Origin of the sequence: Bradyrhizobium sp. th-b2 (genome assembly GCF_000426785.1) — a bacterium.
Taxonomy (GTDB): Bacteria; Pseudomonadota; Alphaproteobacteria; order Rhizobiales; family Xanthobacteraceae; genus Bradyrhizobium; species Bradyrhizobium septentrionale.
On record NZ_AUGA01000018.1, the window covers coordinates 105,915 to 120,167 of the forward strand.

The 14,253-nt window shown below is 63.5% G+C and carries 13 protein-coding genes and 1 pseudogene; 5 read left to right on the forward strand and 9 right to left on the reverse strand.

Features of this window, described 5'->3' with window-relative positions:
* Positions 1-37: 37 nt before the first annotated feature.
* Both K359_RS61425 and K359_RS0122235 read left to right on the forward strand, forming a co-directional pair.
* The gene (locus K359_RS61425) at positions 38-484 is read left to right on the forward strand and encodes a hypothetical protein (protein WP_156928615.1); all 447 of its coding nucleotides are present in this window, start codon (positions 38-40) and stop codon (positions 482-484) included.
* A gap of 406 nt (positions 485-890) precedes the next feature.
* Positions 891-1,133, forward strand: a pseudogene (locus K359_RS0122235) (tRNA (N(6)-L-threonylcarbamoyladenosine(37)-C(2))-methylthiotransferase MtaB); the annotation flags it as partial.
* Between the two features lie 187 nt (positions 1,134-1,320).
* Here the strand turns inward: K359_RS0122235 and K359_RS0122240 are convergent.
* The 3 genes from K359_RS0122240 to K359_RS0122250 form a co-directional block, all read right to left on the reverse strand.
* Positions 1,321-3,000, reverse strand: a complete 1,680-nt coding sequence (locus K359_RS0122240; protein ID WP_084518476.1) for an arylsulfatase — start codon at positions 2,998-3,000, stop codon at positions 1,321-1,323.
* A 708-nt stretch (positions 3,001-3,708) separates the two neighbouring features.
* Entirely contained in the window at positions 3,709-4,848 is a 1,140-nt protein-coding gene (locus tag K359_RS0122245) for a DUF2336 domain-containing protein (protein ID WP_029081306.1), read from the reverse strand.
* Between the two features lie 105 nt (positions 4,849-4,953).
* Complete coding sequence (locus K359_RS0122250) at positions 4,954-5,655, reverse strand: RluA family pseudouridine synthase (RefSeq protein ID WP_029081307.1); 702 nt, start codon at positions 5,653-5,655, stop codon at positions 4,954-4,956.
* 213 nt (positions 5,656-5,868) lie between these two features.
* On the opposite strand from K359_RS0122250, the gene ftsY reads away from it, so the two are divergent.
* Together ftsY and K359_RS0122260 are read left to right on the forward strand one after the other, a co-directional pair.
* The gene (gene ftsY / locus K359_RS0122255; protein WP_029081308.1) at positions 5,869-6,816 is read left to right on the forward strand and encodes a signal recognition particle-docking protein FtsY; all 948 of its coding nucleotides are present in this window, start codon (positions 5,869-5,871) and stop codon (positions 6,814-6,816) included.
* Positions 6,816-7,415: a septation protein A gene (locus tag K359_RS0122260; RefSeq protein WP_029081309.1), complete on the forward strand. Its 600-nt coding sequence runs from the start codon at positions 6,816-6,818 to the stop codon at positions 7,413-7,415. The genes ftsY and K359_RS0122260 overlap by 1 nt, the downstream gene beginning before the upstream one ends.
* A 67-nt stretch (positions 7,416-7,482) precedes the next feature.
* On the opposite strand, the gene K359_RS0122265 is transcribed toward K359_RS0122260, so the two are convergent.
* The 6 genes from K359_RS0122265 to ccmA all read right to left on the reverse strand — a co-directional run bounded on the left by K359_RS0122265 (position 7,483) and on the right by ccmA (position 11,152).
* Positions 7,483-7,857, reverse strand: a complete 375-nt coding sequence (locus tag K359_RS0122265; protein WP_029081310.1) for a helix-hairpin-helix domain-containing protein — start codon at positions 7,855-7,857, stop codon at positions 7,483-7,485.
* A gap of 162 nt (positions 7,858-8,019) precedes the next feature.
* On the reverse strand, positions 8,020-8,613 hold the full coding sequence (locus K359_RS0122270) for a DsbE family thiol:disulfide interchange protein (protein WP_029081311.1): 594 nt from the start codon (positions 8,611-8,613) through the stop codon (positions 8,020-8,022).
* On the reverse strand, positions 8,610-8,789 hold the full coding sequence (gene ccmD / locus K359_RS0122275) for a heme exporter protein CcmD (protein WP_029081312.1): 180 nt from the start codon (positions 8,787-8,789) through the stop codon (positions 8,610-8,612). The genes K359_RS0122270 and ccmD overlap by 4 nt, the downstream gene beginning before the upstream one ends.
* 4 nt (positions 8,790-8,793) lie before the next feature.
* Entirely contained in the window at positions 8,794-9,525 is a 732-nt protein-coding gene (locus K359_RS0122280) for a heme ABC transporter permease (protein WP_029081313.1), read from the reverse strand.
* A 90-nt stretch (positions 9,526-9,615) separates the two neighbouring features.
* Positions 9,616-10,284, reverse strand: coding sequence for a heme exporter protein CcmB (gene ccmB / locus K359_RS0122285; protein ID WP_021078801.1), 669 nt, complete (start codon positions 10,282-10,284; stop codon positions 9,616-9,618).
* 265 nt (positions 10,285-10,549) lie between these two features.
* On the reverse strand, positions 10,550-11,152 hold the full coding sequence (ccmA, locus tag K359_RS0122290) for a heme ABC exporter ATP-binding protein CcmA (protein WP_029081314.1): 603 nt from the start codon (positions 11,150-11,152) through the stop codon (positions 10,550-10,552).
* Positions 11,153-11,391: 239 nt separating this feature from the next.
* On the opposite strand from ccmA, the gene acnA reads away from it, so the two are divergent.
* Positions 11,392-14,112: an aconitate hydratase AcnA gene (gene acnA / locus K359_RS0122295; RefSeq protein ID WP_029081315.1), complete on the forward strand. Its 2,721-nt coding sequence runs from the start codon at positions 11,392-11,394 to the stop codon at positions 14,110-14,112.
* Positions 14,113-14,253: the final 141 nt, after the last annotated feature.

Sequence of the window (14,253 nt, forward strand, 5' to 3'; positions counted from 1 at the left end):
CGCCTTGCCTTCGAAGGAGGGCGTGGAGCCGACATGAATGCATGCCGGCTTTGGGCCAGCAGCGGAAGTGATGGCAGCTCCGAAACGGCTTCTTCAAAAGGAAGAATTGGTCAGGAGATCAAGGCTCTGCGAGGACGTGAACGGTTTGGCGGCTTCTATTGCTAAAGAAGAATTTAATGGCACGGGCGCGGGTGTGTCTTATCTGTTCGATCGGGAGCCACACAACTTTGCGCAGGACGATCCCGCGATGAAGCTTACAACAATCGGACTGGCAATGGCCCTCACCCTCCCAAGTAAATTCGCCCTTGCGGAAGGCACATTGAACTACAGTCTTCCCGTCGTTCGCCCTGTCGTTCGAGGTGTCGCGGTCCTGGGCCATGGGCGATCACGCCCTAGAATATCTTCTCCAGGAATTCGCTCGCGCCTCATGCGTGATCCACGGGGGGTAACGCTAGCACCGTCGACTATCGGCCGCAGCGGTTAAAACACAGACTCCTTTCGTTAAGGGTCAATAGCGCCGTTCGGAAGATAGGTTAGCTGTTTGGAGAAAATGCAATGCGTTTTGTCTTAGGATTGTGCCTTGTGATCGCGTTGTGTGCTTCCGCGAACGCCGCCCAAAGGGGGCATCACAAGCCGCGACAAGTCATCACTCGTCCTAGCCAAACTGTCACCCCGAGCTACCAAACTCCGGCTGGTGTGCGAATCTATCGCGACGACTCCGTCCCGGGAGGTCTGCGGACCGATCACGACGATCCTCCTGCCTACAATGATCCATCCAAGTTCGGCGGCGGCTAATCTACGGCGCTCAATCAGCGCAGGACCGCTACGGGTCAAAGTCCGACATCGGCGTGCGCCACCAAGTTTGCCCGCTCTCGGCCACAACCGGCCTCCGGCTGCGGCCGGATATCGCTCTCGGCGCCGCCATCATCGTGGGCTTCCCGACCGAGACCGAGGAGATGTTCGCGCGCTCGCTCGATCTGGTCGCGGAATGCGATCTCACCTTCCTGCACGTGTTTCCCTATTCGAAACGCCCGGGCACGCCGGCCGCACGGATGCCGCAGATCCAAGGCGGCGCGATCAGGGAGCGTGCCAAGCAGCTGGGCGCGGCCGGCAAAGCCGCGCTGCGGCGACGCAATCTAGAGTGTTTCATTCATTAAAATCGCCAGGTCCGCCTTGCCTTCGAAGGAGGACGTGGAGCCGATGTGAATGCATGCTGGCTTTGGACCAATAGCGGAAGTGCGAGCTTTGGTCGTGCTCCAGTCGCTAAATTATGCTTTCCGGACGGGCCCACCCGGATTGGTGCGCCCGTCACCGCATATTTCATTTGCCAGCATGCGACTGCATGGCCTTCTCGATCTGCTCCTTGACGGCTTCCAGGTTGAAACTCGCGCCCTTCTGCATGGGTGGAAACTCGATCGCAGTTTGGGCGAGCTTGCCGACCTCCTGCTGCACGAACTGGAACCGCCAGAACTCGAAAACAAACCAGTTATAGAATGCCAACGACCCCTGCGCGCCGTTGGGCAAGTTCGTGCGTTCGAACGGATCAAGCCGAATGTTGGTGAGGATCGGCCAATCAACCTTTACCGTGCCGCCTAACCAGCCGCTCGGCTGATCCGTGAAGCGATACTTGAAGTCGTCGATGCGCACCGCGCTCAGTGTGCCCTCAGTGAAATAGAAGACCGAGTGGCGGGCAGACGGGCCCTTTCCGGTAATCAGGTCCATCTGGTTGTACCCATCGAGGTAGACCTTATAGGTCTTGTCGCCGAGCTGCTTTCCCTTCCTCAACTCGTCGGCAATATTCGGATTGCCGGCGGCGGCGACGAAGGTCGGGAACCAGTCGAGTCCGGAGATAATGCCGTTTTCGACCTTTCCCGCCGGCACCTTGCCCGGCCAGCGAATCATGCAGGGCACGCGGAAACCGCCCTCCAGCGCCGTTCCCTTGCCGCCCGCGAACGGCGTCTGGCCGCCATCCGGCCAAGTGAAGTTCTCCGCGCCGTTGTCGGTTGTAAACGCGACGATCGTGTTGTTGTCGAAGCCCTCGTCCTTGAGCTTCTTCATCACGGCGCCGACGATGTCGTCGAGCTGGGCGAACCCGCCCTCGGAAATCGACCAGCCGTTCTCCGAGTTGCGCATGTTCTCGTATTTTTCCGAAAGATGGGTGACGACGTGCATGCGCGTCGGGTTGAGCCAGACGAAGAACGGCTTGTTGTCCTGCTTCGCCTTATCGATGAAAGCGAAGGTGGTTTGCAGAATCTCGTCATCGACCGTTTCCATCCGCTTCGGATAAAGCGGCCCGGCGTCTTCGATCCGCTGCTTGCCGATCTTGCCCCACCGCGTTTGCACCGACGGATCGTCGACATTGGTCGCCCATGAATGAACCATGTTGCGGGGACCGACTGTAGCCAAGAGCGCTTGGGGGTAGTTGCGGTGGGCCGGATCTTCCATCGCGTCGAGGTGATACAGGTAGCCAAAGAACTCATCGAAGCCGTGCACGGTCGGCAGGAATTCGTTGAGGTCGCCAAGGTGGTTCTTGCCGAACTGTCCGGTAGCGTAGCCCATGGATTTCAGCGCGGTCGCAATGGTCGGCGCTTGCGCCGGCATGCCTATGGGGGAGCCGGCCTGGCCGACCGTGGTAAGCCCGGTGCGGATCGGCAATTCGCCGGTAATGAAGTTGGCGCGCCCTGCGGTGCAGCTCGCCTCGGCGTAGTAGTCGGTGAAGCGCATGCCTTCCGCGGCGAGCTTGTCGAGGTTTGGTGTCCGGCTGGCCATGATGCCCTGGTGATAGGCGCCGATGTTGAACCAGCCAATGTCGTCACCCATGATAAAGACGATGTTTGGCCGCTGGCCGGCCGCCGCGGGTGTAGGCGCCGTAGTTGGTTGCTGCGCTTGTGTAGGGCTGGTCAATCCGACGGCCGAGAGCGCCGAAGCCGCGACGAGAGAACTACCACTCAACAAGAGATCGCGGCGTTTCAATCCTGCGCCGCTTGGTCCCGTGCTCATCTCAGGCTTTTCCGGAATCCTATCGTTACTCATGACGTGATCCTTTTCCTGGCGAGGCCACCTGAGGCCAACATGTTTGCAAGCTGTCGATCGGCTCGGCATTGCGGCGCGGCCGGGCGATCGCGGCGGCATAGCCGGGAGCACAAGGATGCCAGCCGCCTTAAGCACGCGCAAAAAAAAGCGAAGCGGCCCACCTCCGTGTTGATCTAGATCAAAGGAATGTCCGAGACGGGTCAAAAGCCGTCGATGACGGCCGGGCTCGGCGATTTCTGCTTCGCATTCAGAAGGCGACGTTGGTGACAAGCAAGCCCAGTCTCGCCGGGGAGAGCACGAAGTAAGCCGTAACCCATCGCGCAGGGAAAGCCGGGTTGTTTCCGGTTACACCTGTGGTCCTACCCCCGAGCTTTCTACCCATTGCTCGGGGCCCATGGGTGCGATCGGCACCCGGCTTTCCCTGCGCCCTCTGATCGAGAGAGGGCGGAATGAAGAGCAAACCTCGGACAATTCAGGTCGCGAGAATGCGAAGCTGCGTCTTCACCCACACCGTCATCGCCCGGCTCGACCGGGCGATCCAGTACGCCGCGGCCTCTCGGCTCAAGCATCGGCGTCTCTGGAGTACTGGATCGCCCGCATGCGCGTGTGATGACACCGAATATGCTGTATGAAAGGTCGAATCGAAATCGGTCCCGCGCATTGCGCGCGAGATGATCAACGGCTGCGTTCGCCGGGCTTCGGCGGCTGCGACGCGCGCACCTGCCAGAACCGCAGCATGCGGTCGGCGTTGGCATGCGTTATTCGCGTGAACTGGCTCTTCGCGTTGGCGAGCTCGACCGGCCCCATCGATCCGGTCGAATAGCGGCATTCCATCACCGCGGCCGTCGTCTCCCAGCTCAACCCCGCAGCCCGGCAGGGCACCAGCAGACCTTCGCTGCGGAGGCTTTGCATCAGGGGACGGATCACCTCGATGCTTGCCTGCGCAAGCTCCGCCAGGGCAGCGATGGTTTCCTCATACATTCGTTGCCTGGCGAAGCCGAGCAGGGCGGCCTCGTTGAGCTCGCCGGAATCTTTCAGCCTTGCGATGTGACGCCTGGCTGCGGTGAAGTCCCGAGCCCGCGACATCTCACGCTCGACGCCGGCGGCGACCGCGGCGACGGCGTGGCGGATCTCCTCGAACAGATGCGAGGGCGCGCGTTGCAGCAAGCGGCTGCGCACCTCTTCCGTTGCATCGTGCAGGAGCTGAACACGAAGCTCCGGGGGCAGATCCGCGCGGATACCGGTCTGGACCGCAAGCACCGGGTCGTGCTCGGCCTGCGCGAGGATGATTGCGAACCCGTCCGCCGACACCTTGGCGCCGGGATTGCTCACTAGGCGGTGACTGACGCTCGCGAAGCGACGGGCCAACAGCGCGTCGGTGACGACTTCCTTCAGCCACCAGCGGCCGGCGACGGCGAGCAGATGCAGCTCGCTCTTGGTCTTCGCGATCTCGACCAGATCTTCCGTGTTGAGACGCGACGATTCCTGCAGGATCGGCCGGGCGATCCTGATCTCGTCATTGCTCGCGAGACGGCGAATGATCGCGGGCGGTGCCTGGGTGACCGGTGCGAGCTGTTCGCTGATGTCGGTGAGCGCCATCCGGGCGCTGATGTCGGCAAGCGCCCGCAACTCGATGGTCTTCACGAGGCGCTCGAGCACATTGTCGAACAGCTCGACCTGTTCGCTGTTGAAGCTGCCGGCGGAGGCGAGGAAAAGGCCGGTGACGCGCTTTGCCGTTGCTATGCATTTTTCGGCGGAGCCGCCGCGTATCGCGGCCTCGACTTCGTCGACAATCCCTTGCCCAGCATTCAGCATTGCTCGTCCTGAGCCGTGGTGGCGCGCTTTTTCTAAGCCGCCTGCAGGACTACCGGATGGGCCTGAATGTTCCGTAAAGGATACTTGTCCGTAAAATCACGGAGGTCACTGCCCGTTCCAGCCGCAGCTCTTGAGCCGCTCGTGCATGTGGTCCGGCGCGGGCGCGACGACATGCACCGGCTCCTTGTTGCGCGAGATCGGGATGCCGATTTCGCGGGAGTGCAGGTGCAGGATCGGCTCGCCGAAGCGCGGATCGTTGCCGTAGATGTTGTCGCCGACGATCGGCCAGCCCATCGCCGCTGAATGCACCCGCAGTTGATGGGTGCGGCCGGTGACCGGCTCCATCGCCAGCCAGGCGAGGCCCTCGCCGCGTCCCAGCACCTTCCAGTTGGTGATCGCCTTCTGCCCGTCCGGATCCGGCTTCTGCCACCAGCCGCGCTCGGCGTTGAGCCGGCCGAGCGGCATGTCGATGGTGCCTTCGTCCTCGGTGGGCCCGCCCTCGACCACGGTCCAGTAGGTCTTCGCGATCTTGCCGTGCTTGAACAACAGCCCGAGCGAGGCGGTCGCCTTGCGATGGCGTCCCAGCACGAGGCAGCCGGAGGTGTCCTTGTCCAGCCGATGTGCCAGCACCGGCGGCCGCGGCAGGCCGAACCGCAGCGCGTCGAACGATGCCTCCAGATTGGGCCCGCCCTTGGGGCCGCGATGCACCGGCAGGCCCGCCGGCTTGTCGATCACCAGCATCAGTCCGTCGCGGTGGAGCACGCGGCCCAGGATTTCTTCCGCGGTCAATTGGGGAACATCAATCAATTCGTCGAGACTTTCGTTTATGGGCCGAAACGGCTAACACGTCCCCTGGTGCGGCGGATTTGACATTCGCTTCTTGTTGCCACGCACCGGCGAGCGAATGTCAAATCCGAAAAGCCGCACCAGAATCAAGATTCTCTAGTGTCCCTTCGGCTCTAACATTCGCAACAGAGCTAGCCGCAACGGGATGCGAATGTTAGAGCCCGGACACTAGACATGAACGATACCACTGCGGGAACTCCAAAACAGAGCTGGTGGCAGCGCCTGAAGGGCGGCCTGAAGCGCACCTCCGGTGCGCTGGGGACGGCGGTCGCCGATCTCGTCACCAAGCGCAAGCTCGACCGTGCCATGCTCGATGACATCGAGGATGTGCTGCTGCGCGCCGATCTCGGCACCGAGGTCTCGGTGCGGATCGCGGAGGCGGTCGGCAAGGGCCGCTACGACAAGGCGATCTCGGCCGATGAGGTCAAGTCGGTGGTCGCGACCGAGGTCGAGAAGGTGCTGGCACCGGTGGCCAAGCCGCTCGAGATCGATGCCGCCAGGAAGCCGTTCGTCATCCTCGTCATCGGCGTCAACGGCTCCGGCAAGACCACGACGATCGGCAAGCTGGCCGCGAAATTTTCTGCCGAGGGCCGCAAGGTCATGCTCGCGGCCGGCGACACGTTCCGCGCCGCGGCGATCGAGCAGCTCAAGGTCTGGGGCGAACGCACCAAGTCGCCGGTCATCGCCGGCGCCCAGGGCTCGGATTCGGCAAGCCTCGCCTTCAGCGCGCTGACCGCGGCGAAAGAGCAGCAGCGCGACGTGCTGCTGATCGACACCGCCGGCCGGCTGCAGAACAAGTCCGAGCTGATGAACGAGCTCGAAAAGGTCGTGCGCGTCATCAAGAAGGTCGATGCGTCGGCGCCGCACGCCGTGCTGCTCGTGCTCGACGCCACGGTGGGACAAAATGCGCTGTCGCAGGTCGAGGCGTTTCATCGTACGGCAGGTGTCACCGGCCTCGTGATGACCAAGCTCGACGGCACCGCGCGCGGCGGCATCCTCGTCGCGCTGTCGGAGAAGCACAAGCTGCCGGTGCATTTCATCGGCGTCGGCGAAGGCGTCGAGGATCTCGCCCCCTTCACGGCGAAGGATTTTGCCAAGGCAATTGCTGGAATCGACGCATAATGGACAAGACTCAGCCGCATCCGCTGTTCAAGCTCGCGACCGAACTCGGGCCGCTGCTCGTTTTCTTTGTCGCGAACGCCAAGTACCATCTGTTCGTCGCAACCGGCGCGTTCATGGTGGCGATCGTCGCGGCGATGATCGCATCCTACGTAGTGACCAAGCACGTGCCGATCATGGCGCTTGTGACCGGCGCGATCGTGCTGGTGTTCGGCACCCTGACACTGGTGCTGCACGACGAGACCTTCATCAAGGTCAAGCCGACCATTATCTACGGCCTGTTTGCGGCCGTGCTCGGCGGAGGACTGCTGTTTGGCCGTTCGTTCATCGCCGTGATGTTCGACCAGATGTTCAATCTGATGCCGCAGGGCTGGCGCATCCTCACCATGCGCTGGGCGTTGTTCTTCGCCGGCATGGCAATCCTCAACGAGATCGTCTGGCGCACGCAGACCACCGATTTCTGGGTGAACTTCAAGGTGTTCGGCGTCACCCCGTTGACCATGATCTTCGCTATCGCGCAGATGCCGCTGACCAAGCGCTATCATCTGGAGCCGGTCTCGCTGGAGACCAGCGAGGCGGACGCGGGCGATCTGCGGAAGTAACTCCGAACGCAGCGCGGGCGATTGTGCCGCGCTGCGTCCGAGACCTTAGAGATCAGCTCTTCAGAAATCAGCTCTTCTGCTTAGCGATGATCTTGTCCTTGATCTTGTCGTAGGTCGCCTGCGGCAGGATGTTCTTCTGCACCAGTTCATCCTTGCCCTTGTAGGGGCGGCCCTTGATGATCGCAGCGGAGTAGGCCTTGCCGACGCCGGGCAGCGCGTCGAGCTGGTCGGTGCTGGCGCTGTTGATGTCGAGCAAATCGTCCTTCGCCATCCCCGTCGTTTTCAATTCAGGGGCGGCCGCCTTCGGCGCGGGAGCCATCCTGGTCTCGGACTTTGCGGCGGGCGCGGCCGGCTGCGGGGTTTGAGCGAACGACGGCGCGGCCGTCATCATGCCGAGCGTGAGCGCGGTGGCGAGCAGTGAAGCGAGCGTGGTCTTGCGCATATGTCCCCTCCAGAGGAACGTTGATGTCAACGCCAGTGAGTTGGGGCTGCGTTCATGGCGTTGCCATGGCCGCGAAATGAACCGCAGATAAACGTGTCGAATTATTTTGTCGCAGCTTTTCGCGCGTAATCGGTTCGCGCATCCGCGCAAATGACGGCGCGATTATTTGCTCGCGCGCAGCGCCTTCTCAATCTCGGCCTTGAGCACGGTGTTGACGTTGTCCGGCGTCACCGGGCCGACCAGCTTGTAGACGATCGTGCCCTCGCGCCCGACCACGAAGGTTTCGGGCACGCCATAGACGCCCCATTCGATCGAGGCGCGGCCGTTGCCGTCGACGCCGACGATGCCGAACGGATTGCCGTAGCGTCCGAGGAAGCGGCGCGCATTCTCCGGCGAGTCCTTGTAGTTGATGCCGATGATCTGGAAGCGCTTGTCCTTGCCGAGCTCGGTCAGCAGCGGCGCTTCATCATGGCAGGGCACGCACCAGGACGCCCAGACGTTGACGATGCTGACCTTGCCCTTGAAAGCGGTGGGATCGAGACCCGGCACCGGCGCGCCGTCCCGCACCAGGCCGTCGAGCGCGGGCAGGGCGGTCTGCGGCGCGGGCCGTCCGATCAGTGCCGACGGGATCTTCGAGGGATCCCCGCCATAGAGCCGCAGCAGGAACAGTCCGGCGAGCCCCAGGAAAAAGATGAGCGGCAGCACCACCAGCAGGCGGCGGGTTTGCGGCGGGCCGTTTGTCGCCTGCTCGCTCATCTTATGTCCGCCGCGCTGCGGCCGGAGCGGCGCGTTACGCCGCTGGCCTCGATCTCCCTGAGGCGGGCCTGCTGCCGGCGATAATCGGCGCTGATCCAGATGATCAACAGCAGCACGACCGCCGCGACCAGCGCATAGGACGTCACGATGAAGGAGGCGTAGGGACCAAGCGACATCGTGTCATGCCGCCTGTTGGTTAGCTTGCATCATCTGCAGGCTGCGCACGCGCCGGCGCAGGATCTCGTTGCGCATCGCCGCCAGATGCAAGGTGATGAAGAGCAACGAAAACGCTATTGCCATCACCAGCAGCGGCCACAGGAACGCCTTGTCGAGCGTCGGCCCGCCCGCACGAAACACCGAGGCCGGCTGGTGCAGCGTGTTCCACCAGTCGACCGAAAATTTGATGATCGGGATGTTGATCGCGCCGACCAGGGTCAGGACGGCTGCCGCCCGCGCCGCGCGCGACGGGTCCTCCACCGCGCGCCACAGCGCAATCAGGCCGAGATACATCAGGAACAGGATCAGCACCGAGGTCAGGCGCGCATCCCATTCCCAATAGGTGCCCCACATCGGCCGGCCCCATAGCGAGCCGGTGACGAGCGCAAGGAAGGTGAAGGCGGCGCCGATCGGAGCTGCGGCCTTCGCCGCGACGTCGGCAAGCGGATGCCGCCACACCAGCGTGCCGAGCGCGGCCACGCTCATGACGCCCCAGACGAACATCGACAGCCACGCATTCGGCACGTGGATGAACATGATCTTCACCGTGGCGCCCTGCTGGTAGTCGTCGGGCGCCATGGCCGACCCGTAGAGCCCGATCGCGAGCAGGATCGCGGTCACGCCCGCAAGCCATGGCAGGATCCGCGCGGTCAGCGCCAGGAACTTGGTCGGATTGGCGAAGTCGGTCAGCGTCATGGCACCCTGATAGTCGTCCGCTGTGTCGCAGGCAATTGGCCGAACTGCTCTCGTCGAGATTTGATCTTGCCCAATTTGATCTTGCCCATTTCAGTCCAGCCCGTGCCGCAGGCTCGCGGCGGCGGCGAACGGGCCGATCACGAGGCTGGCAAGTGACAGCGCGCAGAGGATCGAGAACGGTGTTCCAAAGGGCAGCGGCCCCGATATCGCCGCCTGGGAGGCCGCAACGCCGAAGATCAGCACCGGGATCGACAGCGGCAGCACCAGCACCGCGAGCAGCAGCCCGCCGCGATGCAGCGTTACCGCCAATGCCGCGCCGATCATGCCGGTGAAGGTCAGCGCTGGTGTTCCCGCCAGCAAGGTCGCCGCAACCGCAAGTGTCGCCGTGCCGTCGAGATTGAGCAGCAGGCCGAGCACCGGCGTCGCGATGATCAATGGCAGGCCGGCGGCGATCCAATGCGCCAGCGCCTTGGCGGCGCAGGCGAGTTCCAGCGGCGTCCGGCTCATCACGATGAGGTCGAGCGAGCCGTCCTCATGGTCGGCCGTGAACAGCCGGTCGAGCGTGAGCAAGCTCGCCAGCAGCGCGCCGAGCCAGAGAATGGCGGGACCGAGCCGCGACAGCAGCGCCAGATCCGGCCCGACCGCGAACGGCATCAGCACCGTGACGGTGAGGAAGAACAAGACCCCGATCAGCGCGCCGCCGCCCACGCGCAGCGCGATGCGGATGTCGCGGCGGATCAATGCAGCAAGCGCGCTCATGCCGCGCCTCCGCTGTGGTCGCCGCCTGAATCCACATCGTGCGGCGTGCTCGCTGTGCTCCCTCCCCCCTTGCGGGGGAGGGCTGGGGAGAGGGGTGGCCCCGGGCGCGATCGTCGATGGGAAACTCGCTCGTGCAATCTCGGTCCAGCGTCGTTTAGGGATAGGCGGAAAGAGCACGTCGTGTGGCACCCCTCTCCCTGACCCTCCCCCGCAAGGGGGGAGGGGACTGTGAGACCGGTGCTGGGCGAAAAGAGGAAGAGCGCCCTCATATCGCGCCTCCCATCCGCAGGTCGCGCGCGGCGATGCCGAGCGGCAGATGGGTTGCCGCGACGATCAGGCCGCCGCTGGCGAGGTGATCACGCATCAGCCCGACGAACAGCTCCTGTCCGGCCGCATCGAGCGCCGATGTCGGCTCGTCCAGCAGCCAGACCGGCCGCCGCACCGAGAGCAGGCGCGCGATCGAGAGGCGGCGGCGCTGGCCGGCGGAGAGGTAGGCCGCCGGCAGATGCGCGGCGTGGTCGAGCGCCACGGCGGCAAGGCAGCGGCCGGCGTCCTCCGTCTCGCCACCGAGGAAATCCCGCCAGAAGGAAAGATTTTCCGCAACGCTGAGCGCCGGCTTCAGGGCGTCGCGGTGGCCAAGATAATGGGCCTGTTCGGGCAGGCTGAGCTCGGCGTCGCCGCCTTCAAGCGCGATCGAACCCTCGGCGGGAACCAGCAGCCCGGCGATCACGCGCAGAAGCGAGGTCTTGCCCGCGCCGTTGGGGCCCGTGATGGCGAGCGCCTCGCCGGCTGTGGCCGACAGATCGAGGCCGGAAAACACCTCGCGTCCGCCGCGCACGCATTTCAGATTTCGTCCGGAGAGCTGCATGGTTCGTCTTGTCACAGCCCTCTGAAATCTTTCGCTACCGCGTGAGAATTTTTGGGTCGCGCAACGCTGTCGCACGCTTGTCGGTGTGGCGGTGCTTCTAGAAAGGTTCTATAAGCCCGGAACTTGATGCAGCACACACAATCGGCGGCCGCAAGCCATCCAGGCCATCCCTCGGCCAGTGTCGTTCGCCGGTGTTTAGTTACCCTTGCCGGGTATAACTGAAAATTGGGATTCCTCGCATGACCTCGCTCGACAGCTTCAAATGCCGCAAGACCATGAAGGTCGGCGGCAAGTCCTACGTCTATTACAGCCTGCCCCAGGCAGAGAAGAACGGACTGAAGGGAATTTCGAAGCTGCCCTATTCGATGAAGGTTCTGCTCGAGAACCTGCTGCGCAACGAGGATGGCCGCACCGTCAAGAAGGAAGATATTGTTGCGGTGTCGAAGTGGCTGAAGAAGCGCCAGCTCGAGCACGAAATCGCCTTCCGCCCGGCGCGCGTGCTGATGCAGGATTTCACCGGCGTCCCGGCCGTGGTCGATCTCGCGGCGATGCGCAACGCGATGCAGAACCTCGGCGGCGATGCCGAGAAGATCAACCCGCTGGTGCCGGTCGATCTCGTCATCGATCACTCGGTGATCGTCAACTTCTTCGGTGACAACAAGGCGTTCGCGAAGAACGTCACCGAGGAATACAAGCAGAACCAGGAGCGCTACGAGTTCCTGAAGTGGGGCCAAAAGGCGTTCTCGAACTTCTCGGTGGTGCCGCCCGGCACCGGCATCTGCCACCAGGTCAATCTCGAATATCTCGCGCAGACGGTCTGGACCAAGAAGGAGAAGATGACGGTCGGCAAGAAGACCGGCACCTTCGAGGTCGCCTATCCTGACTCGCTGGTCGGCACCGACTCGCACACCACGATGGTCAACGGCCTCGCCGTGCTCGGCTGGGGCGTCGGCGGCATCGAGGCGGAGGCCTGCATGCTCGGCCAGCCGTTGTCGATGCTGCTGCCTGAGGTGGTCGGCTTCAAGCTCAAGGGCCAGCTCAAGGAAGGCGTCACCGCGACCGACCTCGTGCTGACCGTCACCCAGATGCTGCGCAAGCTCGGCGTGGTCGGCAAGTTCGTCGAGTTCTTCGGTCCCGGCCTCGATTTCCTGTCGGTCGCGGACAAGGCAACCATCGGCAACATGGCACCCGAATACGGCGCGACCTGCGGCTTCTTCCCGGTCGATGCCGCGACCATCGATTACCTGAAGACCTCGGGCCGCAAAGCCGATCGCGTCAAGCTGGTGCAGGCCTATGCCAAGGCGCAGGGTCTGTTCCGCACCGCCAAGTCGGCCGATCCGGTGTTCACCACCACGCTGACGCTCGACCTCGGCGACGTCGTGCCGTCGATGGCCGGACCGAAGCGTCCCGAAGGCCGCATCGCGCTGCCCGCGGTGTCGACCGGTTTCGCCACCGCGCTGGTCGGCGAGTACAAGAAGCCCGAGGGTGAGACGAAGCGCTTCGCCGTCGAGGGCCGTGACTTCGATCTCGGCCATGGCGACGTCGTGATCGCGGCGATCACCTCCTGCACCAACACCTCGAATCCGAGCGTGCTGATCGGCGCCGGCCTCTTGGCGCGCAAGGCGGCCGCCAAGGGCCTGAAGGCCAAGCCGTGGGTGAAGACCTCGCTCGCGCCGGGCAGCCAGGTGGTGGCGGAATATCTCGCCAATTCCGGCCTGCAGACCGATCTCGACAAGGTCGGCTTCAACCTGGTCGGCTTCGGCTGCACGACCTGCATCGGCAACTCCGGCCCGCTGCCGGAAGACATCTCGAAGTCGATCAACGAAAACGGCATCGTTGCCGCCGCCGTGCTGTCGGGCAACCGCAACTTCGAAGGCCGCGTCTCGCCGGACGTGCAGGCGAACTATCTCGCCTCGCCGCCGCTGGTGGTTGCGCATGCACTTGCCGGCACCGTGACGAAGGATCTCGCGGTCGAGCCGCTCGGCATCGGCAAGGACGGCAAGCCGGTGTTCCTGAAGGACATCTGGCCGACCACCAAGGAGATCAACACCTTCATGAAGAAGTACGTCACCGCGACCATCTTCAAGAAGAAGTACGCCGACGTGTTCAAGGGCGATACCAACTGGCGCAAGATCAAGACCACGGAAAGCGAGACCTATCGCTGGAACATGAGCTCGACCTATGTGCAGAACCCGCCCTATTTCGAAGGCATGAAGAAGCAGCCGGACCCGGTCAACGACGTGGCCGACGCCCGGATCCTGGCGATGTTCGGCGACAAGATCACCACCGACCACATCTCCCCGGCCGGTTCGATCAAGCTGACCTCGCCCGCCGGCAAGTTCCTCAGCGAGCACCAGGTGCGTCCCGCCGACTTCAACCAGTACGGCACGCGGCGCGGTAACCACGAAGTGATGATGCGCGGCACCTTCGCCAACATCCGCATCAAGAACTTCATGCTGAAGGGCGCCGACGGCAATATTCCGGAAGGCGGTCTGACCAAGCACTGGCCCGACGGCGAAGAGATGTCGATCTACGACGCGGCGATGAAGTACCAGCAGGAGGAAGTGCCGCTGGTGGTGTTCGCCGGCGCCGAATACGGCAACGGCTCGTCGCGCGACTGGGCTGCGAAGGGCACGCGCCTGCTCGGCGTGCGCGCGGTGATCTGCCAGAGCTTCGAGCGCATCCATCGCTCCAACCTGGTTGGCATGGGCGTGCTTCCGCTCACCTTCCAGGACGGCACGTCGTGGTCCTCGCTCGGCCTGAAGGGCGACGAGAAGGTCACGATCCGCGGGCTGCAGGGCGACCTCAAGCCGCGCCAGACCCTGACCGCCGAGGTCGTCTCCGCCGACGGCGGCAAGCGGGACGTCCCGCTGCTCTGCCGTATCGATACGCTGGACGAGCTCGATTACTATCGCAACGGCGGCATCCTGCACTATGTGCTGCGCAAACTCGCGGCCTAACGCGGATTTGTGATCGGTGCCTCACCGCTTAGTGAGTGGCGACTAAAAAGAAGGCGGCCTATGACAAGGCCGCTTTCTCGCGTTTTGGGGCACGCAAGTTCAGGGACAGACTTCATGCTCCGTACAATTACGGATGGAAAT

Coding starts and splice junctions, on each gene's coding strand:
- K359_RS61425 (WP_156928615.1), top strand. CDS start 38: ATGCATGCCGGCTTTGGGCCAGCAGCGGAAGTGATGGCAGCTCCGAAA.
- K359_RS0122240 (WP_084518476.1), bottom strand. CDS start 3,000: ATGAGCACGGGACCAAGCGGCGCAGGATTGAAACGCCGCGATCTCTTG.
- K359_RS0122245 (WP_029081306.1), bottom strand. CDS start 4,848: ATGCTGAATGCTGGGCAAGGGATTGTCGACGAAGTCGAGGCCGCGATA.
- ftsY (WP_029081308.1), top strand. CDS start 5,869: ATGAACGATACCACTGCGGGAACTCCAAAACAGAGCTGGTGGCAGCGC.
- K359_RS0122260 (WP_029081309.1), top strand. CDS start 6,816: ATGGACAAGACTCAGCCGCATCCGCTGTTCAAGCTCGCGACCGAACTC.
- K359_RS0122265 (WP_029081310.1), bottom strand. CDS start 7,857: ATGCGCAAGACCACGCTCGCTTCACTGCTCGCCACCGCGCTCACGCTC.
- K359_RS0122270 (WP_029081311.1), bottom strand. CDS start 8,613: ATGAGCGAGCAGGCGACAAACGGCCCGCCGCAAACCCGCCGCCTGCTG.
- ccmD (WP_029081312.1), bottom strand. CDS start 8,789: ATGTCGCTTGGTCCCTACGCCTCCTTCATCGTGACGTCCTATGCGCTG.
- K359_RS0122280 (WP_029081313.1), bottom strand. CDS start 9,525: ATGACGCTGACCGACTTCGCCAATCCGACCAAGTTCCTGGCGCTGACC.
- ccmB (WP_021078801.1), bottom strand. CDS start 10,284: ATGAGCGCGCTTGCTGCATTGATCCGCCGCGACATCCGCATCGCGCTG.
- ccmA (WP_029081314.1), bottom strand. CDS start 11,152: ATGCAGCTCTCCGGACGAAATCTGAAATGCGTGCGCGGCGGACGCGAG.
- acnA (WP_029081315.1), top strand. CDS start 11,392: ATGACCTCGCTCGACAGCTTCAAATGCCGCAAGACCATGAAGGTCGGC.